Source organism: Streptomyces sp. NPDC023723, assembly GCF_040639815.1.
GTDB lineage: Bacteria > Actinomycetota > Actinomycetes > Streptomycetales > Streptomycetaceae > Streptomyces.
Window position 1 is genome coordinate 142,719 of the sequence record NZ_JBFAAP010000014.1, and the last position, 25,739, is coordinate 168,457.

At 71.4% G+C, this 25,739-nt stretch carries 16 protein-coding genes and 1 tRNA gene; 13 read left to right on the forward strand and 4 right to left on the reverse strand.

Translation table 11 applies throughout. The features are described 5' to 3' along the window. Window position 1: 1 nt before the first annotated feature. From bldG to AB0G32_RS18110, 12 genes are all read left to right on the forward strand, one after another. Window positions 2–343 carry an anti-sigma factor antagonist BldG gene (gene bldG, locus AB0G32_RS18055; RefSeq protein WP_003975386.1) on the forward strand — a complete coding sequence of 114 codons (342 nt, stop codon included), beginning with the start codon at window positions 2–4 and terminating at the stop codon, window positions 341–343. Window positions 344–457: 114 nt separating this feature from the next. Further along, window positions 458–892, forward strand: a complete 435-nt coding sequence (locus AB0G32_RS18060) for an ATP-binding protein (RefSeq protein WP_361163693.1) — start codon at window positions 458–460, stop codon at window positions 890–892. A gap of 317 nt (window positions 893–1,209) precedes the next feature. Further along, entirely contained in the window at window positions 1,210–3,594 is a 2,385-nt protein-coding gene (locus tag AB0G32_RS18065) for a sodium-translocating pyrophosphatase (RefSeq protein ID WP_361163695.1), read from the forward strand. 227 nt (window positions 3,595–3,821) lie between these two features. Next, window positions 3,822–4,412: a small secreted protein gene (locus AB0G32_RS18070; RefSeq protein ID WP_361163697.1), complete on the forward strand. Its 591-nt coding sequence runs from the start codon at window positions 3,822–3,824 to the stop codon at window positions 4,410–4,412. Between the two features lie 140 nt (window positions 4,413–4,552). Continuing rightward, window positions 4,553–6,076 carry a class I SAM-dependent methyltransferase gene (locus AB0G32_RS18075; RefSeq protein ID WP_361163699.1) on the forward strand — a complete coding sequence of 508 codons (1,524 nt, stop codon included), beginning with the start codon at window positions 4,553–4,555 and terminating at the stop codon, window positions 6,074–6,076. 431 nt (window positions 6,077–6,507) lie between these two features. Next, window positions 6,508–6,705 (forward strand): hypothetical protein, encoded by a 198-nt coding sequence (locus tag AB0G32_RS18080; RefSeq protein WP_361163701.1) that lies wholly within the window; start codon window positions 6,508–6,510, stop codon window positions 6,703–6,705. Between the two features lie 363 nt (window positions 6,706–7,068). After that, window positions 7,069–9,906 (forward strand): type I DNA topoisomerase, encoded by a 2,838-nt coding sequence (topA, locus tag AB0G32_RS18085; protein WP_361163703.1) that lies wholly within the window; start codon window positions 7,069–7,071, stop codon window positions 9,904–9,906. 189 nt (window positions 9,907–10,095) lie between these two features. Next, window positions 10,096–13,419, forward strand: coding sequence for a dTMP kinase (gene tmk / locus AB0G32_RS18090; protein WP_361163705.1), 3,324 nt, complete (start codon window positions 10,096–10,098; stop codon window positions 13,417–13,419). 104 nt (window positions 13,420–13,523) lie between these two features. Beyond that, window positions 13,524–14,729: a DNA polymerase III subunit delta' gene (locus AB0G32_RS18095; protein WP_361163707.1), complete on the forward strand. Its 1,206-nt coding sequence runs from the start codon at window positions 13,524–13,526 to the stop codon at window positions 14,727–14,729. Between the two features lie 87 nt (window positions 14,730–14,816). Next, a complete protein-coding gene (locus AB0G32_RS18100; protein WP_361163709.1) occupies window positions 14,817–16,400 on the forward strand; it encodes an alpha/beta hydrolase in 1,584 nt (527 codons plus the stop codon). 172 nt (window positions 16,401–16,572) lie between these two features. After that, window positions 16,573–16,646: transfer RNA gene (locus AB0G32_RS18105), tRNA-Thr, on the forward strand. A gap of 279 nt (window positions 16,647–16,925) precedes the next feature. Then, window positions 16,926–18,074, forward strand: coding sequence for an aminotransferase class V-fold PLP-dependent enzyme (locus tag AB0G32_RS18110; protein WP_361163711.1), 1,149 nt, complete (start codon window positions 16,926–16,928; stop codon window positions 18,072–18,074). Between the two features lie 25 nt (window positions 18,075–18,099). Here AB0G32_RS18110 and AB0G32_RS18115 read toward each other — a convergent pair whose 3' ends face one another. The 3 genes from AB0G32_RS18115 to AB0G32_RS18125 all read right to left on the reverse strand — a co-directional run bounded on the left by AB0G32_RS18115 (window position 18,100) and on the right by AB0G32_RS18125 (window position 20,404). Further along, window positions 18,100–19,539 carry a DNA phosphorothioation-associated putative methyltransferase gene (locus AB0G32_RS18115; RefSeq protein WP_361163712.1) on the reverse strand — a complete coding sequence of 480 codons (1,440 nt, stop codon included), beginning with the start codon at window positions 19,537–19,539 and terminating at the stop codon, window positions 18,100–18,102. A gap of 306 nt (window positions 19,540–19,845) precedes the next feature. Next, window positions 19,846–20,076, reverse strand: a complete 231-nt coding sequence (locus AB0G32_RS18120; RefSeq protein ID WP_361163714.1) for a hypothetical protein — start codon at window positions 20,074–20,076, stop codon at window positions 19,846–19,848. 7 nt (window positions 20,077–20,083) lie between these two features. After that, window positions 20,084–20,404, reverse strand: a complete 321-nt coding sequence (locus tag AB0G32_RS18125; protein WP_361163716.1) for a hypothetical protein — start codon at window positions 20,402–20,404, stop codon at window positions 20,084–20,086. 759 nt (window positions 20,405–21,163) lie between these two features. Between AB0G32_RS18125 and AB0G32_RS18130 the strand changes: the two genes are divergently transcribed. Beyond that, a complete protein-coding gene (locus tag AB0G32_RS18130) occupies window positions 21,164–23,689 on the forward strand; it encodes an NB-ARC domain-containing protein (protein ID WP_361163718.1) in 2,526 nt (841 codons plus the stop codon). 162 nt (window positions 23,690–23,851) lie between these two features. On the opposite strand, the gene AB0G32_RS18135 is transcribed toward AB0G32_RS18130, so the two are convergent. Then, the gene (locus tag AB0G32_RS18135; RefSeq protein WP_361163720.1) at window positions 23,852–25,585 is read right to left on the reverse strand and encodes a hypothetical protein; all 1,734 of its coding nucleotides are present in this window, start codon (window positions 25,583–25,585) and stop codon (window positions 23,852–23,854) included. Between the last annotated feature and the right edge of the window lie 154 nt (window positions 25,586–25,739).

Below are 25,739 nucleotides of genomic sequence, written 5' to 3' on the forward strand. Positions count from 1 at the left end.
CGTGGACCTGTCCCTGTCGACCCGTACCGTCGGCGATCGTACGGTCGTCGAGGTCGGTGGCGAAATTGACGTATACACCGCGCCCAAGCTGCGCGAGCAGTTGGTCGAGCTGGTGAACGACGGGAGTTTTCACCTCGTCGTCGACATGGAGGGCGTGGACTTCCTCGACTCCACCGGACTCGGCGTGCTGGTCGGCGGCCTGAAGCGGGTGCGTGCCCACGAGGGCTCGCTGCGCCTGGTCTGCAACCAGGAGCGCATTCTGAAGATTTTCCGCATCACCGGCCTCACCAAGGTGTTCCCGATTCACACCTCGGTCGAGGAAGCGGTGGCGGCCACCGACTGATGACGACCGCCGCCCCGGGCCCTGGTGTCCGGGGCGGCGCAGAGTTGAATCAGGGGGCCGGGCTTTCGGCGGCCCGGTCCCTCGACAGCACGCCCGTAGTTCCGAGGGGGATGCATGGCCACCGTTGAGCTCCGCTTCAGCGCGCTGCCCGAGCACGTCCGGACCGCCCGGCTGGTGGCGGCCGCGGTGGCGCGCAGGGCCGGAGTGGACGAGGCCGTCCTCGACGAGGTCAGGCTCGCCGTCGGCGAGGCCTGCACCCGAGCCGTCGGACTGCACCAGAACAGTGGCATCACGGCGCCCGTCAAGGTGTCGCTGATCGAGGAGGAGAAACAGTTCTCCATCGAGGTCGGCGACGAGGCGCCGCACGCGGTCGGCGGCGGTGCGCCCGGCGCGGTCGGTGACGACCCGGAGGCCGAGGAGGACGAGATGGGCCTCGCGGTCATCAGCGGGCTCGTCGACGACGTGGAGGTCAAGGCCGGCCCGGACGGCGGACTGATCCGCATGACCTGGCCGACCACCCCGCCCCCCATGCTGCCGCCGCTGGCCTGACTGCCGCCGCCTCCGCTCACCCGAAGGGCCCTACCACGTAGGGCCCTTCGCCATGTGCGGAAGACGAGGTCGGCGCCTACAGTGAGAATATCGATCACGCGGAATTGATCTCCCACCGGATCTTTCTGTCTGATCTGCCTACCAGATCTTTCCGTCGCTGCTTTATCGATCTCCGTCCGGCCGAGTCAATGCGTTAAAGGCATTACCCCTTTTCCGCTTGACGGGCCGAATACTTTTGTCATGCACTGTTTAGATCAGGTTCCGGTATCTAGAATCCGTCCACATCTTGAGCTCAGCCCAAGCGTCAAGGAGGACGAATGGCGGAGCTTTCCACCTCACATCAGTTGGCCGCCGTACTGACCGACGGCAACCGTCTGCTCATCGCCGTCATCGCCGTCGTGGCCCTCGCGGCTCTGGTGGTCGCGGGTGTCCTGGTGCGCCAGGTGCTCGCGGCCGGCGAAGGCACCGACAGCATGAAGAAGATCGCCGCAGCCGTCCAGGAGGGCGCCAACGCCTATCTGGCCCGGCAGTTGCGCACGCTCGCGGTATTCGCCGCCCTGGTGTTCTTCCTGCTCATGCTGCTGCCCGCGGACGACTGGAATCAGCGGGCCGGACGTTCGATCTTCTTTCTGGTCGGCGCGGCGTTCTCGGCGGCCACCGGATATATCGGCATGTGGCTCGCCGTGCGCAGCAATGTGCGGGTCGCCGCGGCGGCCCGGGAAGCGACACCGGCACCGGGTGAACCGAAAAAGGATCTCACCCTCGTCTCGCACAAAGCGATGAAGATCGCATTTCGCACGGGCGGCGTCGTCGGCATGTTCACGGTGGGGCTCGGCCTGCTCGGCGCCTCCTGCGTGGTGCTGGTGTACGCGGCCGACGCGCCGAAGGTGCTGGAGGGCTTCGGGCTCGGCGCGGCCCTGATCGCGATGTTCATGAGGGTCGGCGGCGGCATCTTCACCAAGGCCGCCGACGTCGGCGCCGACCTGGTCGGCAAGGTCGAGAAGGGCATCCCGGAGGACGATCCGCGCAATGCCGCGACCATCGCCGACAACGTGGGCGACAACGTCGGCGACTGCGCGGGCATGGCCGCCGACCTCTTCGAGTCGTACGCCGTGACCCTGGTCGCCGCGCTGATCCTGGGCAAGGTGGCCTTCGGCGACGCGGGGCTGGCGTTCCCGCTGCTGGTGCCGGCGATCGGGGTGATCACCGCCATGCTCGGCATCTTCGCGGTGGCGCCGCGGCGCAGCGACCGCAGCGGGATGAGCGCGATCAACCGGGGTTTCTTCCTCTCCGCGGCGATCTCGCTGGTGCTGGTGGCGGTGGCCGTCTTCGTCTATCTGCCCGGGAAGTACGCCGACCTCGACGGCGTCACCGACGCGGCCATCGCGGGCAAGGACGGCGACCCGCGGATCCTCGCGCTCGTCGCGGTGGCGATCGGCATCGTGCTCGCCGCGCTCATCCAGCAGCTCACCGGCTACTTCACCGAGACCACCCGGCGCCCGGTCCGGGACATCGGCAAGACCTCGCTGACCGGCCCGGCCACGGTCGTCCTGGCCGGCATCTCGCTGGGCCTCGAATCCGCCGTCTACACCGCCCTGCTGATCGGCCTCGGCGTCTACGGGGCCTTCCTGCTCGGCGGCGCCTCGATCATGCTGGCGCTGTTCGCGGTGGCACTGGCCGGCACCGGACTGCTCACCACGGTCGGGGTGATCGTCGCCATGGACACCTTCGGGCCGGTCTCCGACAACGCGCAGGGCATCGCCGAGATGTCCGGCGACGTCGAGGGCGAGGGCGCGCAGGTCCTCACCGACCTGGACGCCGTCGGCAACACCACCAAGGCCATCACCAAGGGCATCGCCATCGCCACCGCCGTGCTCGCGGCGGCGGCGCTCTTCGGGTCGTACCGGGACGCCATCACCACCGGCGCGCGGGACGTGGGAGAGCAGCTCAGCGGGGCGGGCGCGCCGATGAGCCTGATGATGGACATCTCCCAGCCCAACAACCTCGTCGGACTGATCGCGGGCGCGGCGGTCGTCTTCCTCTTCTCCGGACTGGCCATCAACGCCGTGTCGCGGTCGGCGGGCGCGGTGGTCTTCGAGGTGCGGCGGCAGTTCCGGGAGAAACCCGGGATCATGGACCACACCGAGACCCCGGAGTACGGCAAGGTCGTCGACATCTGCACCCGGGACGCCCTGCGGGAACTCGCCACGCCGGGGCTGCTCGCCGTGCTGGCGCCCGTCTTCATCGGGTTCACCCTCGGCGTGGGCGCGCTCGGGGCGTTCCTGGCGGGCGCCATCGGAGCGGGCACCCTGATGGCGGTGTTCCTCGCCAACTCCGGCGGCGCCTGGGACAACGCGAAGAAGCTCGTCGAGGACGGCCACCACGGCGGCAAGGGCAGCGAGGCGCACGCCGCCACCGTCATCGGCGACACGGTCGGCGACCCCTTCAAGGACACCGCGGGACCCGCCATCAACCCGCTGCTGAAGGTGATGAACCTGGTCGCGCTGCTCATCGCGCCGGCCGTGATCAAGTTCTCGTACGGTCCGGACGAGAACGTCGTGGTCCGGGTGCTGATCGCGGTGGTCGCCCTCCTGGTCGTCGCCGGCGCGGTGTTCGTCTCCAAGCGACGCGGCATCGCCATGGGGGACGAGGACGACGGCGACCGGGAGCCCGAAGCGGCGGACCGGGCGGTGGTCTCGTAGCGGGCGGGAGTCACAGCTCGTCAGGACGCGGGCGGACGGGGCGTATTGGCGCGCCGACCGCTCGCGTCATGCCCGGGTGCGCCCCCTCACCAGCCCCTCACCAGCACCTCCGTGAAGCTTCCGTGAGCCTTCTCTCGCCTGGTGCAAATGGCTGCAATAGCGGTCGTATCGGATGTTGGTCACGCGGTTGTCGCCCAGATGGCGTGTATGTTCCGGGGCCGAGAGCCATGGAAGGGACCAATCCGGTGAACAAGAAGCTCGCGGCCGCGCTGTCCGGCGGTGCGGTACTGGTACTGGCGCTGACGGGATGCGGCGGCGACGACAACAGCGACAAGCTGAACTCCTGGGCCAAGCAGGTCTGCGAGGGCGTACAGCCGCAGGCGAAGAAGATCGAGGCCGCCAACGCCGCGATCCAGAAGCAGACCTCGGACAGCAGCCAGCCGTCCGACGTGCAGGAGACCGACGCGCAGGCGTTCCAGGACATGTCGAACGCCTACAAGGCGATGGGCACGGCCGTGCAGAAGGCCGGCGCGCCGGACGTCGAGGACGGCGAGAAGAAGCAGAAGGCGGCCGTCGAGGAACTGAACGCCCTGTCGTCGTCGTACGCCTCCCTGAAGAAGCAGGTCGAGGAGCTGGACACCAAGGACCAGGCGAAGTTCGCCGACGGCCTCAAGGACGTCGCCACCGAGCTGAACAAGCTCAGCCAGAGCGGCAACGACGCCCTCAAGGCGCTGGAGGAGGGCGACGTCGGCCAGGCGATGGCCAAGCAGGCCAGCTGCAAGTCGGCCTCAGCGCCGGCCTCCGCGACGACCAGCTGAGGTCCGCGGGCGGGCGGGCGGCGCGCGATGCGGGCAGGAGCGGACGGCGGCGACGCGATGCGGGCAGGAGCGGACGGCGGCGACGCGATGCGGGCGGGAGCACAGGCGGCGGTGGACGCGATGAGGGCCACAATGGGGACGTGAGTAACGCCGACGCCCTCGCCCCGCTGCCCGCACCCGACCGCCCCGACGTCGCCGCCCGGCTCCGCGACGCCCTGCTCGGGGCCTCTTACACCGCCGACGGACTGCTGGAGCTGCTCGGCGCCCCCGCCTACGCGGCGCTCTCCCGCAGCGAGACCGTCCCCGCGCTGCGCGCCACCCGCGGCGACACGCCGCTGGAGCTGCTGGTCCGGCTCTTCCTGCTCCAGCAGCCGGTGCCGCACGCGCGCGTGGCGCGGATCCTGCCCGTCGGCGACTGCCTGGACAGTGGCTGGCTGACGCGGGCCGGCGCCGACGAGGTGGCCGCCACCGTCGACGTACGGCCCTACGGGGGGCCCGACGGCGAGGACTGGTTCATCGTGTCCGACCTGGGCTGCGCGGTCGGCGGCGCGGGCGGCATCGGCAGCCGCGCGCAGGGCGTCGTGCTCGGCGTCGGCGGCGCCTCCACGACGCTGGCCGGACTCACCGTCCGGACGCCCGTCGCCGCCGCCCTCGACCTCGGCACCGGTTCCGGCATCCAGGCGCTGCACGCCTCCCGGCACGCCACGCGGGTGACCGCCACCGACGTCAACCCGCGCGCCCTGCACATCACCGGCCTCACCCTGGCGCTGTCTGGGGTGCCCGCCGCCGACCTGCGCGAAGGCTCGCTGTTCGAGCCGGTGCGCCAGGACGAGCGGTACGACCTGATCGTCTCCAACCCGCCGTTCGTCATCTCGCCGGGCGCCCGGCTGACGTACCGGGACGGCGGGATGGGCGGGGACGATCTGTGCCGCACGCTCGTTCAGGAGGCGGGGGAACGGCTGACCGCCGGCGGGTTCGCGCAGTTCCTCGCCAACTGGCAGCACGTGGAGGGGGAGGAATGGACGGACCGGCTGCGCTCCTGGGTGCCGCGCGGCTGCGACGCGTGGATCGTCCAGCGCGAGGTGCAGGACATCAACCAGTACGCCGAGCTGTGGCTGCGGGACGCGGGCGACCACCGTGACGACGTGGCCGCCTACCAGGCGCGGTACGACGCCTGGCTGGACGAGTTCGAGGCGCGCAAGGTCCGGGCCGTCGGCTTCGGCTGGATCACCCTGCGCCGCAGCGATGCCGCCGAACCCTCGGTCACCGTCGAGGAATGGCCGCATCCGGTCGAGCAGCCGCTCGGCGAGACGGTCCGGGCCCACTTCGACCGGATCGACTACCTGCGCGCGCACGACGACGCGGCCCTGCTCGAAGCGTGCTTCACGCTGGCCGGCGAGGTGGTCCAGGAACAGGTCGGGCTGCCCGGCGCCGAGGACCCGGAGCACGTCGTGCTGCGGCAGAACCGCGGCATGCGCCGGGCCACCCGGGTCGACACGGTCGCCGCCGGGTTCGCCGGCGTCTGCGACGGCACGATGAGCGCCGGCCGCATCCTGGACGCGATCGCCCAACTGCTGGCCGAGGACCCGGTGCTGCTCCGGGACCGGACGCCCGCGCAGATCCGGCTGCTGGTGGAGCAGGGGTTCATCGAACCGGCGGCGTGAGCCGGGGCGGGTACGCGTGAAACCGGGCCAGGTACCCGTGAAGCCGGGTCGGGTACGCGTGCGGCCGGGTCATGTACGCGTGAAGGCGGGTCGGGTTCGCGTGAAGCCGGGCCAGGTACGCGTGACGCCGGGTCGGGTTCGCGTGCGGCCGGGTCATGTACGCGTGAAGCCAGGCCAGGTACCCGTGAAGCCAGGTCAGGTACGCGCGCGGCCGCGTCGGGAGCGGACCAGGACGCCCGGTGGGCACCCGGTGGGCACCCGGTGGTCACCCGGTGGGCACCCGGTGGTCACCCGGTGCCGCCGCGGGAGCGGAGTACCACGAGACGTCCCGTCGGCCCCCTGTTCACCTCGGCTTCGCCTGGCCGCCGCCCGCGCGTGTCAGCCTCCGTGAGGCGTGGTAGTCACGGACGGAAACAAGGGGCACGGTAGCCATGGAACGTGGGCCGGCGATCTTCACAGGCGTGGTGTTCGTCCTGTTCGGAGGCGGCCTGCTGGCGTGGACCGCGACCCAGCTGCGCTACCGGCGCCCGGTCGCCCGGGGTGTGAGCCCCGTCGCATCGGCGACCGTCGCGAGCGTCGCCGCCGTGATCGCGCTGGCGGTCGGCGGCTGGTGTCTGACGCATGTCTGAGGCACCTCCCGGCCACCGCTGAGCGACCCGTCCGACCGCCTCTGAGCGGCGCGTCCGACGCACCCCTCCGTCACCTCTGAGCGGCGGATTCCGAAGGCCGCGGACGCCGCCCGGGGCGTAACCGAAGGGTCGCGCTCCGGATACGTCCGAGGAAGCCCGTGGGCACTCCGGGCGGCAGGAAGAGGGTTAGTCGGGTTACCGTTCGAGTGGCCGTTGCGGGCTTTTCCCGTTTGACACGGGGGCGGGAGGTACCGTCACACTCCGCAGCGTCACGAGCGAACAAAGAAGCAGGACCCGACCCCGGGACCCACGCTGGGACCCTGCCGGGTCAGTCCCCAGCGTCGACCGGAGAGAAGAGCGAAGTTGTCCCCGACCAGCGAGACCGCAAAGGGCGGCCGCCGACTCGTCATCGTCGAGTCGCCTGCCAAGGCGAAGACGATCAAGGGCTACCTCGGCCCCGGCTACGTCGTCGAAGCGAGCGTCGGGCACATCCGCGACCTTCCCAACGGCGCCGCCGAGGTGCCGGAGAAGTACACCGGTGAGGTGCGCCGCCTCGGGGTGGACGTCGACCATGACTTCGCGCCCGTCTACGTGGTCAACGCCGACAAGAAGGCCCAGGTCAAGAAGCTCAAGGACCTGCTGAAGGACTCCGACGAACTCTTCCTCGCCACCGATGAGGACCGCGAGGGCGAGGCCATCGCCTGGCACCTCCAGGAAGTCCTCAAGCCGAAGATCCCGGTCAAGCGCATGGTGTTCCACGAGATCACCAAGGACGCGATCCGGGACGCCGTCGCCAACCCGCGCCAGCTCAACCAGAAGCTCGTCGACGCCCAGGAGACCCGCCGCATCCTCGACCGCCTCTACGGCTACGAGGTCTCGCCGGTGCTGTGGAAGAAGGTCATGCCGCGGCTGTCGGCGGGCCGTGTCCAGTCGGTGGCCACCCGGCTCGTGGTCGAGCGGGAACGCGAGCGCATCGCCTTCCGTTCAGCCGAGTACTGGGACCTGACCGGCACCTTCGGGACCGGCCGGGCCGGGGACGCGAGCGACCCGTCCTCGCTCGTCGCCCGCCTCCAGACCGTCGACGGCAGGCGGGTCGCGCAGGGCCGCGACTTCGACTCGCTGGGACAGCTCAAGAGCGCGAACATCCTCCACCTCGACGAGGCGAACGCCCGCGCGCTCGCCGCCGCCCTGGAGAACACCGCCTTCTCCGTCCGCTCGGTCGAGTCCAAGCCGTACCGCCGCTCGCCGTACGCCCCGTTCCGCACGACGACGCTCCAGCAGGAGGCGAGCCGCAAGCTCGGCTTCGGCGCGAAGGCCACCATGCAGGTCGCGCAGAAGCTGTACGAGAACGGCTACATCACCTACATGCGTACGGACTCCACGACCCTGAGCGACACGGCGGTCAAGGCCGCCCGCGCCCAGGTCACGCAGCTGTACGGCGCCGACTACCTGCCGCCGCAGCCGCGTACGTACGCCGGGAAGGTCAAGAACGCGCAGGAGGCGCACGAGGCGATCCGGCCCTCCGGCGATCGTTTCCGCACGCCGGCGGAGACCGGTCTGACCGGTGACCAGTTCAAGCTGTACGAACTGATCTGGAAGCGGACCGTCGCCTCCCAGATGAAGGACGCGACGGGCAACTCCGTCACCGTCAAGATCGGTGGCACCGCGGCCGACGGCCGGGACGTCGAGTTCAGCGCGTCCGGCAAGACGATCACCTTCCACGGCTTCCTCAAGGCGTACGTCGAGGGCGCCGACGACCCCAACGCCGAACTGGACGACCGCGAGCGCCGGCTGCCGCAGGTGAGCGAGGGCGACCCGCTGAGCGCCCAGGAGCTCACGGTCGACGGACACGCCACCAAGCCCCCGGCCCGCTACACCGAGGCGTCGCTGGTCAAGGAGCTGGAGGAGCGGGAGATCGGCCGCCCGTCGACGTACGCGTCGATCATCGGCACGATCCTCGACCGCGGCTACGTCTTCAAGAAGGGCACCGCGCTCGTCCCGTCCTTCCTCTCCTTCGCCGTGGTCAACCTCCTGGAGAAGCACTTCGGGCGGCTCGTCGACTACGACTTCACCGCCAAGATGGAGGACGACCTCGACGCCATCGCCCGCGGCGAGGCCCAGGCCGTGCCGTGGCTGCGCCGCTTCTACTTCGGTGAGGGCAGCGTGTCCGGCGGGGCGGCCGAGGCCGGCAACGGCGACGGCGACCACCTCGGCGGGCTCAAGGAGCTGGTGACCGACCTGGGCGCGATCGACGCCCGCGAGGTCTCCTCGTTCCCGGTCGGCAACGACATCGTGCTGCGCGTCGGGCGCTACGGCCCGTACATCGAGCGCGGCGAGAAGGACTCCGAGAACCACCAGCGGGCCGACGTGCCCGAGGACCTGGCCCCCGACGAGCTGTCGGTGGAACTCGCCGAGGAACTGCTCGCCAAGCCGAGCGGCGACTTCGAGCTGGGCACCGACCCGGCCACCGGGCACACCATCGTCGCCAAGGACGGCCGGTACGGCCCCTACGTCACCGAGGTGCTCCCCGAGGGCACTCCGAAGACCGGCAAGAACGCGGTCAAGCCGCGCACCGCCTCGCTCTTCAAGTCGATGGCGCTGGACACGGTGACGCTGGACGACGCCCTTAAGCTGATGTCGCTGCCGCGGGTCGTCGGCACCGACGCCGAGGGCGTGGAGATCACCGCGCAGAACGGCCGCTACGGCCCGTACCTGAAGAAGGGCACCGACTCCCGGTCCCTGACCTCCGAGGACCAGCTCTTCACCATCACGCTGGACGAGGCGCTGGCGATCTACGCCCAGCCCAAGCAGCGCGGCCGGGCCGCGGCCAAGCCGCCGCTGAAGGAGCTGGGCACCGACCCGGTCAGCGAGAAGCCGGTCGTGGTCAAGGACGGCCGGTTCGGGCCGTACGTCACCGACGGGGAGACCAACGCGACGCTGCGCTCCGGCGACAGCGTCGAGGAGATCACCCCGGAGCGCGGCTTCGAACTGCTCGCCGAGAAGCGGGCCAAGGGGCCCGCCAAGAAGACGGCGAAGAAGGCGCCCGCCAAGAAGACGGCCGCGAAGAAGGCCCCGGCGAAGAAGACGGCCACCGCCAAGAAGACCGCCGCGAAGAAGACGACCGCGAAGACCACGGCCACCGCGGTCAAGAAGACGGCCACCGCGAAGAAGGCGACCGCGGCCAAGGGCGCCGAGGACTGAGGGGCTCCGCCGACCGCGAGGTTCTCCCCGCGTCGGTTCCCGCGCGTCGGTTTCCCTGCGTCGGTTCCCTCGCGTCGGCTGAAGGTCTCGCTTCGCGAAACGAACGCCCCGGCATCGATTCGGTGTCGGGGCGCGCGTACGTTCGACGGGGGAGGCGGTGCTGTCGGTGGCTCCCGATAGGCTGAACGCATGACGCGAGCCGAGCAGCCCACGGCCCCACAGCCGGCCCCCGACGACGCGCTGGTGGCGGACTCCCGAGAGCGCGCCGTGCGCGCCCTGCTGCGCCGGCCGCAGTTGCGCCGGTTGTGGAGTGCCCAGCTGGTGGGCGGCATCGGCGACACGCTCGCCCTGCTGGTCCTGGTGCTGCTGGCCGTTCAGGCGGCCATCTCGGTGGGCTCGTTCGGCGGCGGCTACCGGGGCGTGGCGTTCGCAGTGGCGACCGTTTTCGCGGTGCGCATCCTGGCGACGCTGCTGTTCGGCGCCGTGCTGCTCGGACCGCTCACCTCGCTCACGTCGCAGGACGGCCCGCTGGACCGCCGCTGGACGATGGTCGGCGCGGACGGGGTGCGCGCGGCGCTGCTGATCGTCGCGCCGCTGTGGATCGACTGGACGCCGGACGACTCCCTCGCCGCCCTCCTGGTGACCGTCTTCGTGGTCGGCGTCGCCGAGCGCTTCTGGACGGTGTGCCGGGAAAGCGCGGCCCCCGCACTGCTGCCGGCGCCGCCCCTGGAGGGCGCCACGGTACGCCCGCTGCCGGACCACATGGACGCGCTGCGCCGGCTGTCGCTGCGTACCGGCTTCGTGGCGGTGCCGCTCGCGGCGCTGGCGCTGGTCGTCGCCGGGCTGCTGAACAACCTGCTGGGCGCCGGCATCGACTGGTTCGCGCAGCACCAGGCGGCCCTCGCCTCGTACGTGGCGGCCGGACTGTTCGCCGCGTCCGTCTCGGTGGTGTCCTTCCTGGAACTGCCCGACGCGCGCACCCCGCGCGCCCGGTCGCCGCTGGAAGGGCTGCGCCGCCCGAGGAGCGGCCCGTCCGCCGACAAGGGCCGTACCGGAGTCCTGCCGCTGCTGGTGCTGGCCTGCGTGGCGGTGGCCGGCGCGGTCGCCGCCGCGGTCGCCGTGGCCGTCCTGCACGCCAAGGACCTGGGCGGCGGACCGGTGCTGTACGGGCTGATGGTGGGGGTGCTGACCGGCGGCGTGGTCGTCGGTATCCGCACGGCGCCCGCGCTGCTGCCGTCGCTGTCCCGGCGGCGGCTGCTGGCCCTGGTGATCGCCTTCCAGGGGATCGCCCTGCTGGTGGCCGGGCTGGTCCCGGACGGCACCACCGTGCTGCTGCTCCTGGCGCTGGCCGGGGCCTGTGCGGGGGTGGCGGCCAATGTCGGACACGCCCTGCTCGACCAGGAGACCGAGGAGGCCCGCCGGGCGCGGACCACCGAGCACCTGCACGCGTGCGTGCGGTTCGTCGTGGCGCTCGCCGTGGTGATCGCCCCGCTGGTGGCCGCGGGCATCGGACCGCACCGGCTGGAGAACGGCAGGTTCGTCTTCGCGCACGGCGGCGCCGCGTTCACGCTGATGCTGGTCGGCGCGCTGCTGCTGCCGGTGGCGGCGCTGGTGCTGGCCAAGGTCGACGACCGCGCCGGGGTGCCGCTGCGGCACGACCTGCGCGACGCGCTGCTCGGCGGCGACGACCCGGTGCAGGCCCCCGCGGCCACCGGTTTCTTCATCGCCCTGGAGGGCGGCGACGGCGCCGGGAAGTCCACCCAGGCCGAGGCGCTCGCCGAGTGGATCCGCAGCAAGGGGCACGAGGTCGTGCTCACCAGGGAGCCGGGCGCGACGCCGGTCGGCAAGCGGCTGCGCTCCATCCTGCTGGACGTCTCCAGCGCCGGACTGTCGCACCGCGCGGAGGCGCTGCTGTACGCCGCCGACCGCGCGGAGCACGTCGACACGGTGGTCCGGCCCGCGCTGGAGCGCGGCGCCGTCGTGATCTCCGACCGGTACATCGACTCCTCGGTCGCCTACCAGGGCGCGGGCCGCGACCTGTCCCCGACCGAGATCGCCCGCATCAACCGCTGGGCGACCAACGGGCTGGTCCCGCACCTGACCGTGCTGCTGGACGTCGCGCCGGAGGCCGCCCGCGAACGGTTCACCGAGGCGCCCGACCGGCTGGAGTCGGAGCCCGCCGAGTTCCACGCGCGCGTACGGGCCGGTTTCCTGACCCTGGCCGCCGCCGACCCCGGGCGGTACCTGGTGGTCGACGCCGGCCAGGAGCCGGAGGCCGTCACCACCGCCGTACGGCACCGGCTCGACCGGGTGCTGCCGCTGTCCGAGGCCGAGATCAAGGCCCAGGAGGAGGCGCGCCGCAAGGCCGAGGAGGAGGCCCGCCGCAAGGCCGAGGAGGAGGCCGCCCGCAAGGCCGAGGAAGAGCGGCTGGAGCGCGAGCGCCTCGCGGAGCTGGAGCGGCTGCGCAAGGAGGAGGAAGAGCGCAAGCGGCGCGAGCTGGAGGAGGCGCAGCGGCGCGAGGCCGAACGGCAGGCGGAGGAGGCCCGGCAGCGGGCCGAGGAGGCCCGCCGCAGGGCCGAGGAGGAACGGCAGCGGCTGCTCGCGGAGGAGAAGGCGCGGGCCGAGGAGGAGGCCCGGCGCAAGGCCGAGCAGGAGCGGCTGCGCAAGCAGGCCGAGGAGGAGGCGCGGCTGCGCGCCGAGGCCGAGGCCAAGCGGCTGGAGAAGCAGCGCAAGGCGGAGGAGGCGCTGCTGCGCGCCGAGGAGGCCCGCCGGGCGGCGGAGCAGGCGGCCGCGGCGGCAGCGACCGGACCGCGGCCGACGGCCCCGCCCGCGGCGGGCGCGCCCCGGCGGCAGACGCCCCCGGACGCGTCGACCGTGCCGACCCCGGTGGTCACGCCGACCAACGCCTCCGGCGGCCCGGTGGAGGACACGGCGGTACTGCGGCCGGTCCGGGACGAGCCCGCTGCCGGGGCCGGGGCACGGGGGGAGCGGATCAGTCTCTCCAAGGAGGAGAACGACGGAGGGTCCGACGCTTCCGCAGGCTCCGGAAGCTCCGGAGCCTCGGAGGCCGAGGTGACCGCGGAGCTGCCGATCCCGCCGGCCCCGCCCGCCGCGCCGAGTGCGGCGGAGGAGACGGCGGTGCTCCCGGCGGTGCGGCCGGGCGAGGCGGAGGTGACGGCGGAGCTGCCGTCGGTGGCGCCCGGCGCGGCCGACGAGACGGCCGTGCTGCCGCAGGTGCGCGAGGACGGGCCGGCGGACCGGGTGCCGCCGGGTTACTTCCGGGACGAGGAGCAGGACGCCGGGCGGGACCGGTCCGGCGGGGGCGAGGACCGTACGCGGGAGCTGCCCCAGGTCGACCCCGACGGTGTTCCGAAGGCGTCGCGCCGCCGGCCCCGGCCCGACTGGGCCGAGGAGACCCCGCTGGACGACCTGCCGTCGCTGGCGGACGAACTGCTGGGACCGCGCGAGGACGACGACAGGGGGCGCCGGGGCAAGGGCGGCCGGGGGCGCTGAACCTCGCGCCGACGTCCGTTGTCAGGGGCCGCTGTCAGTGGCCGCCCGCACAATGGGGGCAGAACGCAAGCGGGCGGACAGCGCACGGAAGGACGGCGTGACCCATGACCGTATGGGACGACCTGGTCGGGCAGGAGCGGGTGAGCGAGCAGCTCACCGCCGCCGCCCGGGACGCCGACGCGCTCGTCACGGCCGCGGCGGCCGACACCCCGCCGCCCGAGGCGTCGAAGATGACGCATGCCTGGCTGTTCACCGGACCGCCCGGCGCGGGCGTGTCCCAGACGGCGCGGGCCTTCGCCGCCGCGCTCCAGTGCGTGAGCCCCGACCGCGCGCTGGGCGGCGTCCCCGGCTGCGGATTCTGCGACGGCTGCCACACCGCGCTGGTGGGTACGCACGCGGACGTCAGCACGGTGGCCGCGGTGGGCGCGGAGATCCGCTTCCCGGACATGAAGGAGACCGTGCGCAAGTCGTTCACCTCACCTGCCAACGGTCGCTGGCAGGTCATTCTGGTCGAGGAAGCCGAGAGGCTGAACGAGAAGTCCGGAAACGCCGTCCTGAAGGCGGTGGAGGAACCAGCCCCCCGCACCGTCTGGATACTCTGCGCCCCGTCGATCGAGGACGTGCTCCCCACGATCCGCTCCCGGTGCCGCCACCTGAATCTGCGCACGCCGCCGGTGGAGGCCGTCGTGGACCTGCTCGTACGTCGTGACGGCATCGAGCCGGACGTCGCCGCCGCCGCCGCGCGGGCCACCCAGGGGCACATCGACCACGCCCGTCGCCTGGCGACGGACCCGGCCGCTCGGGAACGTCGGGCCGCTGTGCTGAAGCTGCCCCTGCGCGTCGACGACATCGGAAGCGCGCTCAAGGCGGCGCAGGAACTGGTCGACGCGGCCGCCGCGGACGCCAAGGAAGTCGCTGAGGAGATGGACAACAAGGAGACCGAGGAGCTGAAGGCCGCCCTGGGCGCGGCCCCGGGCGGGCGACTGCCGCGCGGCACGGCCGGTGTGATGAAGGACCTGGAGGAAAACCAGAAACGCCGCAAGACGCGTACCCAGCGCAACAGCCTCGACCTCGCGCTGGGCGACCTGACCACCTTCTACCGTGACGTTCTTGCCGTCCAGCTCGGCTCCCGTGTGGCGATCGCCAACGCCGACTCGATGGAAGCCTTGGAGCACCTGGCCAACGCGGGCACCCCTGAAGCGACTCTGCGCCGTATTGAGGCCGTCGCCGATTGTGGGAAAGCCCTCGACCGCAATGTGCCGCCGCTGCTGGCCGTGGAGGCGATGACGATGGCACTGCGAGCGGGCTGAACGGCGGGACACGGAGCGGGGTAACTCGTCCGGGGCACGGTGGGCACGCACGGCGTTCGGGCCATCGCTGACCGTTACGCTCGCTGGATGCACACAAGGAGCACTTGCCGCAGAACTCGCAGATCCCGCACTGGTCTCGCCCTCTTCGCCGCCGCTCTCCTCGCCACCGCCTGCTCCTCGACGGACGCGTCGACCTCCGCGAGATCGGCCTCGGGAGCGTCACTGGCCGCGCTGCCGCAGGCCACGCCCGCGGAGCTGGCGCCGTACTACGGGCAGAAGCTGAGCTGGCGCGACTGCGGCGTGCCCGGCTTCCAGTGCGCCACCATGAAGGCGCCGCTCGACTACGCGCACCCGGCCGAGGGGGATGTCCGGCTCGCCGTGGCCCGCAAGAAGGCGACCGGCCCGGGGCAGCGGCTGGGGTCACTGCTGGTGAACCCGGGCGGCCCGGGCGGCTCCGCGGTCGGCTACCTCCAGCAGTACGCCGGCATCGGCTACCCCGAGGAGGTACGCGCCCGCTACGACATGGTGGCCGTCGACCCGAGAGGCGTGGCCCGCAGCGAGCCCGTGGAGTGCCTCGACGGCCCGAAGATGGACGCGTACACCCGGACCGACACCACCCCGGACGACGAGAAGGAGACCGAGCAGCTCGTCGGCGCCTACAAGACGTTCGCCGAGGGCTGCTCCACCGACGCCCCCGAACTGCTCCGGCACGTCTCGACCGCGGAGTCGGCCCGCGACATGGACCTGCTGCGCGGCGTACTGGGCGACGAGAAGCTGACGTACGTGGGCGCCTCGTACGGAACGTTTCTCGGAGCGACGTACGCGGGACTGTTCCCGGACCGGGTCGGCCGGCTCGTGCTCGACGGCGCGATGGATCCCTCCCTGCCCGCCCGGCAGCTGAACATGGAGCAGACGGCCGGCTTCGAAACCGCGTTCCAGTCCTTCGCGAAGGACTGCGTACGGCAGTCCGGCTGTCCGCTCGGCGGCAAGGGCACCGCACCCGACCAGGTGGGCAAGAACCTGAAAGCGTTCTTCGGGAAACTGGACGCCCACCCGATCCGCACCGCCGGCACCGACGGCCGCGAGCTCACCGAGTCGCTGGCCACCACCGGCGTCATCGCGGCCATGTACGACGAGGGCGCCTGGCCCCAGCTGCGCGAGGCACTGACGGCGGCGACGAAGAAGAACGACGCCGCCGGCCTGCTCGCCCTGTCCGACAGCTACTACGAACGCGACCCCGACGGCACCTACAGCAACCTGATGTCCGCCAACGCCGCCGTGAACTGCCTCGACCTCCCGGCGGCCTTCACCTCCCCGGACGAGGTCCGCGCCGCGCTCCCCGACTTCGAGAAGGCGTCCCCCGTCTTCGGCGAGGGCCTCGCCTGGGCCTCCCTGAACTGCGCGTACTGGCCGGTCCAGCCCTCGGGCGAGCCCCACCGCATCGCCGCCGAGGGTTCCGCCCCGATCGTCGTGGTCGGCACCACCCGCGACCCCGCCACCCCCTACCGCTGGGCCGAGGCCCTGGCCGCCCAGCTCTCCGCCGGCCGCCTGCTCACCTACGACGGCGACGGCCACACCGCCTACGGCCGCGGCAGCACCTGCGTCGACTCCGCGATCGACGCCTACCTGCTGCGGGGCACGGCCCCGGCGAACGGCAAGCGCTGCTCATAACCGACCTCGCGACCGGTCGTGCACCGGCCCCGGGTTCCGCTCGGGGCCGGCCGGGGGCAGGTCTGGGACCCGCCCGGGACCGGCCCGGGACCGGCCCGGGGCCGGTACGAAGCACTCCGCGAAACTGTGTAGACTTACCGACGTCGCTGACCGCACCATGTGCGCAGGACACGCCGCCTTAGCTCAGATGGCCAGAGCAACGCACTCGTAATGCGTAGGTCTCGGGTTCGAATCCCGAAGGCGGCTCAGAGAAACCCCAGGACTCACTCGCCGTGACCTGGGGTTTTTCACGCCTGGGGTGTGGCGGGCCGCGCGACGGGGAGGTCGCGGAAGTGCTTGCGTGAGCGATGCGTGAGCGGTGGGCCCGCAGGGCCTACTTCTTGGGCTTCTTTCCCTTTGCCTAGCCCCACTGGCGGACAAGCCGTGAGTGCACGACCTGTCCGTACCGAGTTGCCCGGGGCACGCCTTGGCCCGTCCTTGCCCAAACGTCAACCGTCGGCGAGTCCGGACGACAGAATGATTGGCATGGTCGCGATCATCAGGTGCACAGAGGCTGAGAGGGCGTATCTCGAATGGCAAGAGGAGTTGTTCCCGGCCTCCGGACGCCGTGAGTGGACATGGACGACCACCCGGCCCAGGGAGCTTTGGACCAAGGGCAGCCACATCACTCTGGTCGCGACTCCTGACAGGTACGGCGTCTTGCAGGTGACCAGACTCGGTCAGACAAGACGGCTGCGTCAGGTTGCTGACTTGCAGCAGAAGCTGGAGGTTTCCCACATCACTCTTGGCCAGAAGACCGGGCGCCGCCACATCATTACGTCTGCTATCGAACACAAAGCCGTGATTGAACCTCTGCTGCACCTGCAGGAAAAGGGATTCGAAGTAGATTTCCTGGAGCCTGGGCCCGGTGGTCGCCTTTCGAGGGAAGCTGTGCTCGACAAGGTGCGCGAAGACACCCTGCTGGTCTCGCTCATGCACGTCAACAATGAGACCGGAGTAATTCAGCCGGTGGCCGAGCTCGCGCGCGAATTGCGCGAGACCGACACCTTTATGCATGTCGATGCCGCACAGGGTTACGGAAAGGTCCCCGAGGACCTTAAGGCTCCCATCGATCTGATCAGCATCAGCGGGCACAAGATCGGGGCACCGAAGGGCGTAGGCGCATTGGTCACACGGCGTCGGGGCTGGAACAAGGTTCCGTTGGAGCCGATCATGTTCGGCGGCGGGCAGGAACGAAAGCTGCGGCCGGGCACCCTCCCCGTCCCGTTGATCATGGGGCTGTACGAGGCGGCGAAGATCTTCCAGCAGGGGCGGCCCCGATGGGAGCGAGATGCCGTTGCGATGCGTGAGCGCCTGCTCGCGGCGCTGGGGAAGACGCGCTTCCAGATCAACGGAGATGCCGAGCACTCCGTGCCCCACATCTTGAACGTGACGTTCGACGGGCTCAACGCGGAGGCCCTGATCGTACGGTTGAAGGGCCAGGCTGCCGTGGCGACGGGTTCGGCCTGCACCAGCGCCTCGTACACGCCGAGCCACGTCCTGACAGCTATGGGGTTGCCCCCTGAAGTGGCGGCGAACGGGCTGCGGTTCTCGTGGTTCCCTGGCCAAGTTGCCGACTTCAACCCGGAGGAGCTGGCCGAGACGATCGCCCACGCGCAGCCGGCATCTTCGTGACGACCCATCCAGCAGTCTGGGGTTGTCAGTTCGTGAGGCGCCGTACGAGACGGTGTCCTCGCAGCGCGCGCCCGCGTCGCGTGAGTTCGGCCTCCCACCCGTTCTCGGTGCCGATGAGGTGCGGATTCGCATAGAGGTTCGCCTTGAGCTCGGACTCGGTGAGGCGGCGATAGCGAGGAGCATCGGGGTCGTCCGGAGCGAGGAACTCGTGCTTACGGTGCAGGAGGGGGCGGTTGGCCGAGTTGGCGTACGAGAGGTGCGAGGTCTCCAACGACTGGAGGTCCACCATGTACGAAGACTCGATGCGCGGGTGCGGATCCTTGTCGAAGTCCGGGTAGCTCAGCCACGACACCGCGCGTCCCTGGTGCTTCAACTTGGCGATCGTCCATTCCTGCGGACGTCCGGCGGCGATCGACGCGCAGTGTTCGTACAACCGCAGCGCGGTGGGCATCAGGCCCACCGCGCGTTGGTGCACGTACAGAGCGGTGGGAGTTACCTTTCCGACGGCTGAGGCGTTCATGGCCCCGCGGATGTAGCCGCTGTCCCGCAGCTTGAGCAGCAGGCGGTCCGCTCGCTGACACGCCTCCTTGTACGAAGTGAAGAATGCTCGGACGTCGAGCTGCACGCTGACGGGGAGGCTGGCGAAAGGGCCGCGGCCGTTGAAGAGCTCCACCGCGAGGTAGAGCAGAGTGTTCAAGGTGGAGCGCTTGCCTCCTTCCGAGACCTTGTCGCTGTCCGCCGTGTCGTTCACGAGACGCTTCACCTCGCTGGGCTTTAGGTGCGCGAGGAGCTCAGCTGTCGCACGGGGCATCTCGTCAGTCCGGGGTGGGCGTCCCCGCCGCTCCACATAGTCGACCAGAGCCGTGATCGCGGACGCGGTGTCCTCTGAGGTGAGCCACTCGGCATCGGGATTGATCCGGTGGGCGAGATAGCTGAGCCGGGCCGCGTCATCCTTGAATACGTAGACGATGCCCGGGGCTGCCGAAACCACCCGAGCTCCAGTGACCTCCTCTACGTAGGAGCGCAACTCGCTCACTCCGAAGAGGTGTTGGAAAGTCTGGCGGCTGGTGAGCAGTCCGTCGCCGAATGACTCGCCGCGTACCTTGGACTTTTCCCAGGTGAGTCGCGCGGAGACGATCAAGACGGTGTTTGCGAGCTCCCAGGCGCGCTTCAAGGTCGCGTGGCGTTCAGCTGGATTTTCGATCACGTTCAAGACGTAGGTGAGGAGGACGACGGCGGAGGGCTCTGCGCGTGTTTCTGAGCGGTAGTACGGGTCCCAGCCGGTGATCTTGCAGTCGAGCCTTTCCAAGGCCCGAACGTCGTCACCGCGCCCGCAGCCGTAGTCGAGGACGGTTCTGTCGGGCGTGAGTTGTCTGTCGGCGAGAGCCTGACGGGCAGGTACGGAGAGGGCCGTACGACCGATGGCCGTCCGGCGGCGGTCGCTGTTCCAGGGCTGTTGCTGCATCGAGCCTCGCTGCATCTCACGGACCTGGTGGCAGCGTAGATGTGGGTGGCGCCAGGCGGGACTGCTTTGAGGAATTGCGCGGAGCCCGGAGCTGCAGGAACTGCTCCGTGTGCGGGGGTGTGTCTCGGTTTCCGTGTATGCCCCTTCTGAAGCTTCCCTTTGATCGTGGGCGCCTGGAGACTGGGGCCTGAGGTTCCGGAGGAAGTAGCACCAGGTGGGAAGCAACATCGGGTCTGGCTTGATGCGCATTGGCTTGGTAAGTGCCCGCCGCGTGGCAGCTTCGGTGGTGGGAGCGGCCGTGACGAGCTACCCCACGCTGGCGCGCTTCCTTCGGGCCCGGGCCAGCCAGACCCAGCGAGTGAGTGCACCGACGACGAGGGAGGCGAGGATGGCACCCCAGTCGATGACGTGGGGGAGGCCAGGGAAGAAGGCGAAGAACGCGAGCGATGCGGCGGTGCCGATGGCGAAGGCAATGATGCCGGCGCGGCGGAGCTTCGCTTCCTGGACGGGATCCTGGGACGAGGTCTCGGGGGTCATGTGCGGCTCACTTGGTGATGTGGTGGCACTGGCTGACTCGCCGCACGCCGTTGACGGAGAGGTGAGCGCAAGCCTTGCCGTAGTGGGGGAGTTTCTGCGGGGCGTTGTTCCGCATCGGGTCGATCTTGCACTCGGTGTGGGTCCTGCCGCGGGAGGTGCGGTACGTCCTGTTGCTGGTGTCCGCGTAGGTGAAGTCGATGCGCCAGTTGCAGAAGCCGCTGTTCAGAGCGCCGACGAAGCCGCAGTCGACGCCGGCGTTCTCGTAGGTGATCTTCTTGCCGCCGCCGCGGATGATGTGGGTGAACGCACACCCTGTCGGGACCTTCATGGTGACGCCTCCGACTTGGTAGTTGAAGGTGGCGACGGGAGTGGACCCGATGGCGGTGGCGTGTGCCGCTGATGGAGGTAAGACGGCGAGCGCCGCCGTCGTAGCAAGAGTTGCGATGGTTCGGGCTGTGAAGCGCATGGCCATGAGCGGCTCCCTTTTCGGCGGTGTGTGTGCCGAGATCGGGAACTCCAGGCGCTGACTTGAGGTTCTGCGTCGAAGAGCAGACCACCACGATGAGTGATCAGCAGATTGGTGGGCTGACCAGCTGCGATCATCTGCTCCGGCGCCGACTCCGCGCGTGAGCGATGCGTGAGCGGACACAGCGCCACACGCTGGACGTGGCGTCACGGGTCGGAGCCCGACGAATCCCTTGAACAGGCAAGACAGGATCCGGTGTGCAACTGCGGCACGATCCGTCACGATCTTGCAGGCCCTCGTAATGCGTAGGTCTCGGGTTCGAATCCCGAAGGCGGCTCCATGAACCCCAGGTCGCGTAGTAGCTGACCTGGGGTTTTCTGTTGTTTGCGTGCGGGGCGCGATGAGCAACCGGCGTGTCGGCCGGGATCCGGCGCGCGGACGGCCGTCCTCCAGGAGCCGCTCCGGGGAGCGGCCAACCCCGTGTGACAGCACGATCAACTTGACCTGTATCGCCCCAGAGCTGAGAGCGGTGTGCCGCGTGCCGTGGTGGGCAACGGGGGTAGATCTCTCTACGGTGGGTGCCCGGCGGCTCACCTGGGGCCGGGACACGAAGGGGGTTGCGTGGAAGCCGAGTTGGCGGCGCTTGCCGCGTCCGGGGCCACGGCGTTCGTGGGGCTGTTGGTGTCGGAGGCGTTCGAGCAGGCGAAGGGGCGGCTGGCCCGGTTCCTGGGGCGGCGGGCCGGGGACGCGGCGGCCGAGGACGAGCTCCGGACGGACCGGGAGGAGCTGGTCCGGGCCCGGGCGGTGGGGGACGGGCGTACCGAGGAGGTCGTGCGGGATCGGTGGCAGGGGCGGCTGGAAGGGGTCTTCCGGGAGGAGCCCGAGGCGGTTACGGAGCTGGCGGGGCTGTTGGCCGAGATGGCGCCGGAGGCGTCGCGGAACTTCGTGAGCCTGGTCAGCGGCGGGGTGAACTATGGGCCGGCTTTTCAGGGGTCGCACATCCACGGCGGGATCGTCTTCAACGTCCGGCCCCAGCCGGCCCAGCCGTCCGCGCCGGAGCGGCCGCAGCGGCCGGACCAGGTTCCGGTCGTCACCGTCCCGTTCAGCAACCGGACGGCCGAACTCGCGGTGCTGGACCAGGCGCTCGGGTCGGCGGAGCGCGGGCGCGTCGGCATCGGCGTACTGGAGGGGCTGCCCGGGGTCGGCAAGACGACCACGGCCTGGTGGTGGGCGGAGCGGGCTCGGGAGCGGTTCCCGGACGGGCAGCTCTACGTGGATTTCGCCGCCCTGCGGGATCAGACCGCGGCGTCGGGCGGCGCCGGCGCCGACGTGTCCGAGGCACTGGCCATCTGCCTGCGCTCGCTGCCCGGCGGTGACCAGGGCATTCCGGACTCGGTGGCGGCGCGGACCAATCTGTTCCGGTCCCGTTCGGTGAATCTGCGGCTGCTGCTCGTGCTGGACGACGTGAACCAGCCCGCGCAGGTGCGGGCGTTGATCCCCAAGGGGGCGGGCAGCGCGGTGCTGGTCACCAGCCAGGGGCGGCTCGGTGAACTGGCGCTGGACGCCGGTGCCCGGCTGATCCCGGTCCGGCCGCTGGACGCGCGGGGCGGGCTCGAGCTGTTGCGGGACCGGTGCGGCGCGGACGTGGTGGCTGCCGAGCGGGCGGCGGCCGAGCGGCTGGTGGAACTGTGCGGTGGTCTGCCGGTGGCCCTCCAGGTGGTGGCGGCGCGGCTGGTCACCGGGGACGGGCCGAGCCTGACGGCGCTGGCCGAGGAACTGGCGGACGAGGCCGGCCGGCTGGCCGGTCTGGCGCTGTTCGGAGAGGAGTCGCCGGTGTCGGCTGTCCTGGGTCCCTCCTACCGGCTGCTGCCACCGGCCGCCGCACGGCTCTACCGGCTGCTGGGCTGGCTGCCGGTCGGTGTCTTTGACGCGGGCGTGGCCGCGGTCGCCGCCGACCTGGACACGGGGAGCGCGAAACGGCTGCTCGGGGTGCTGGCCAAGGCCAGTCTCGTCGAGACGATGCGGGACGGGCGCTACCGCATGCACGACCTGGTCCGGCTGGACGCGCGGGAGCGCGCGACGCGGGAGGAGACGGAGGGCGCGTACGCGGCGCTGACCGAGCGGGTGGGCACGCACTACCTCGTCCTCACCGCGTTCGCCGACCGGGCGCTGCGCGCGGACCGGCTGCGGGTCGCCGTACTGTCCGGGCTGCTGAGCCGGGCCGACGATCCGTTCGCCGCGCCCGGCGGGCCGTCCCCGCTGGAGTGGATGGACGCCGAGCGCCCGGCCATCCTCGCCGTACTGCGCGCGGCCGGTGCGCACGGGCTGCACGGCCTGGTGTGGCAGCTCGCCGAGGCGTTCACCGCGCTGTTCCTGCACCGCCGTTACCTCGGTGCCTGGCAGGAGTCGCTGGAACTGGGCATCGCGGCGGCCGTGGCGGCAGCGGCGGCGGCGGACAGCGCCGAGGAGATCGCGCGGGCCACGGCGGCCGAGGCGCGGCTGCGCAGCCTGCTCTCGCGTCCGCTGCTCGACCTCGGCGACGACACCCGGGCGGGCCGGGAACTGGAACGGGCGGCCGCTCTCGCCGAGGTGGCCGGGAACCTCTTCGTCCACGCGTCCGTAGTGGAGTTCCTCGGACGGTTCCAGGACCGGTTCCCGGACCGCTACGAGCCCGGACGCGCCGTCGAGACCCTGCGCCGCTGCCTCGAACTCAACGAACGGGCCGGGGAAGCCCGCGGCGCGGCGCTCGCGGCGTTCTTCCTCGGGTGCGCGCTGGACGCCCGCGGCGATCACACCGAGGCCCTGCGCACGCTGCGCCGGGCCCGGCAGGACCTGGTGGACCTGGCGGTGCCGGACCGGCGGATGGCGGCCCGGGCGGGCGCGGCCATCGGCGGCGTACACGCGCGGCTCGGGGCGACCGAGGAGGCGGTCCGGGAACTGCGGGACGCGGTGCGGGAGCTGGAGGAGCAGGGCGCGGCGCACTACGCGGCGCAGGCGCTGGAGCAGTTGGCCGGTGTCGTGGAGCGGGTGGGAGGTCAGGGGGACCTGGTGCGCGAGTATCTGGAGCGGGCTCACGCGATCTACGCGGCGAACGGCGATCCTCGGGCGGAAAGCGTGCGGCGGCGGGTGGAGCGGCTTGACGGGTGACGCGGGGCGGGTATGGGGGCGGGGGCGGTGCTGGTGACGGGGTGGTGGCGGCCGGCGGTATGGGGGCTGTTCGCGGTCGGGGCCGCGGGTGGCGGTGCGTGGCCACGGGTGGCGGTACGGGGTTGTGCGTGGCGGTGCGTGGCTACGCGTGGCGGTGCGTGGCTACGCGTGTGGTGCCCGTGGTGCTCGTGGTGCTTCCGGGCGCAGCCGTACGGTCGCGTCCTCGTCGCGCACGGTGCTGATCCGTAGCGTCGCCCGGGTGTGTTCGAGAGGGAGGCCGGCGCGCAGGCAGGCGTAGACGAGCGCGGTCGGCAGGCCGGGGTCCAGGGGCGGGCCGGTGACCGTGACCTCTACGGTGCGGCCGTCCCGGAGGCCGACCAGGCAGCCGCCGCCGCGGACGGCCGAGGCCGCGAGCAGGCTGCCGGGAAGCCGGGCGAGAGTGTCCCCGATCCAGCGCCTGGCCTCGACGGCGGTGTGCGCCGGGCGGCTGCGCAGGAGTACGGAGGCGCTCTCGGTCAGCCGGCGGTCGCGTTCGTCGTCCGTGCAGGCCAGGTGGGTGACGGGGGCGGCCGAGCCGCCGGGGCGGGGTGTGCCGTACGCGGCGACGGCGGCCGGGGTGCGGAGCACGGTGACGGTCGGGTCGCCCGCGACTTCGTGAGTGACCTCGGTGGTCACCTGCCAGGAGGTGACGGGGGCGGCGGGGGGATCGGGGTCCGGCAGTACCAGGGAGTGCGGGGGCGGGGCGGCCGGTTCCGGGAGTCCGATCAGGTGGTACAGCGCGGTGCGGAGCCGGGCGAGCGCGTGTCCGGGGTCGGCGAAGGCCCGCTCGGCGACGGCGGCGTACCGGTGCGGGGTGTGCTCGGCCACGGCCTGCCGCACCTGCTGGAGCAGATCCCCGCGCGTGTCCAGCCGCGGGGCCACGGCGGCCAGGGCGTGCGCGGCGGTGCCCGGCACCGCGTCGTCACCGAACGCGGCCAGCCGTACGGGGGTGCCGGTCGCCGCGCCGTACAGCGTCACCGAGCCGTGGTCGCCCAGGACGACGGTCGAAGTGACGAGGGCGGGGCGCCAGGCGTGGACGGCGGGGATCAGCAGCAGGCCCGCGTCCAGGGCGGAGGCCAGCAGGGTGCGGATCTGCCAGGCGCCGTGGGCGGACCAGACGTTGGGGTGGATGATGGCGCCGACCCGGTACTCGTCGCAGGGCAGTTGGGCGAGCAGGCGGGGGAGCAGGCCGGGGTGGCGGCCCAGCAGCGAGGTGGGGCCCCAGGTGGAACTGACCATGACCAGGTGCTGGTGCTCGGCGATCCCGAGGGCCGCCCGGTACGCCGCCCGGTGCGGCCGGCTGGCGACCAGTTCGTCGTAGCAGGGGTCGCCGACCAGCAGGGTGTGCCCGGCGGCCTTCGGGTGGGCGGCGAGCAGTTGCTCCTCCTGCGCCGGGTGCGAGACCGCCAGCCAGGCGCGTCCGCTCTCCAGCAGGGAGTCCGGTACGACACCGGAGAGCCGCTCGCGGGGGCTGCGGGAGTCGGGCACGAGTTTCTGGAAGCCGATGCCGTGCGGCAGGACGAGCACCGGGCAGTCGCCCTCGGGGACGTCGATGTTCTCGCTGGCGGAGAGGATGAGGTCGGGAGAGATGTGAGCCAGCTGGTCCCAGGGCATGACCCGGCAGCCGGCCGTGTGCAGCAGGTCGAGGACGCCGGAGTCGAAGGCGGACGTGGGGTCGTGGGCGAAGACGACGGTGATCCGGGGGTCGTCGCGCACGAGGGACGGCAGCGTTTCGAGGACGCGCACGGTGGAGGTGACCGTGCGGGCGGCGACCACGAGGGTGCGGTCGCCCTGGAACGTGCTCCAGCGGTGGGCGTCCCGGCCCACCGGGACGCGGAGCGGCCGGCTACCGGACAAGGCGGCCGCCTCTAACAAACCCGGCCTCTTTGCCGTTTCCTCTGCCAGCCCCCCTGCCAGCCCTCCTGCCGGTCAGCGGCTCGCGGCTCGCGGCTCGCGGCTCGCGGCTCGCGGCTCGCGGCTCGCGGCTCGCGGCTCGCGGCTCGCGGCTCGC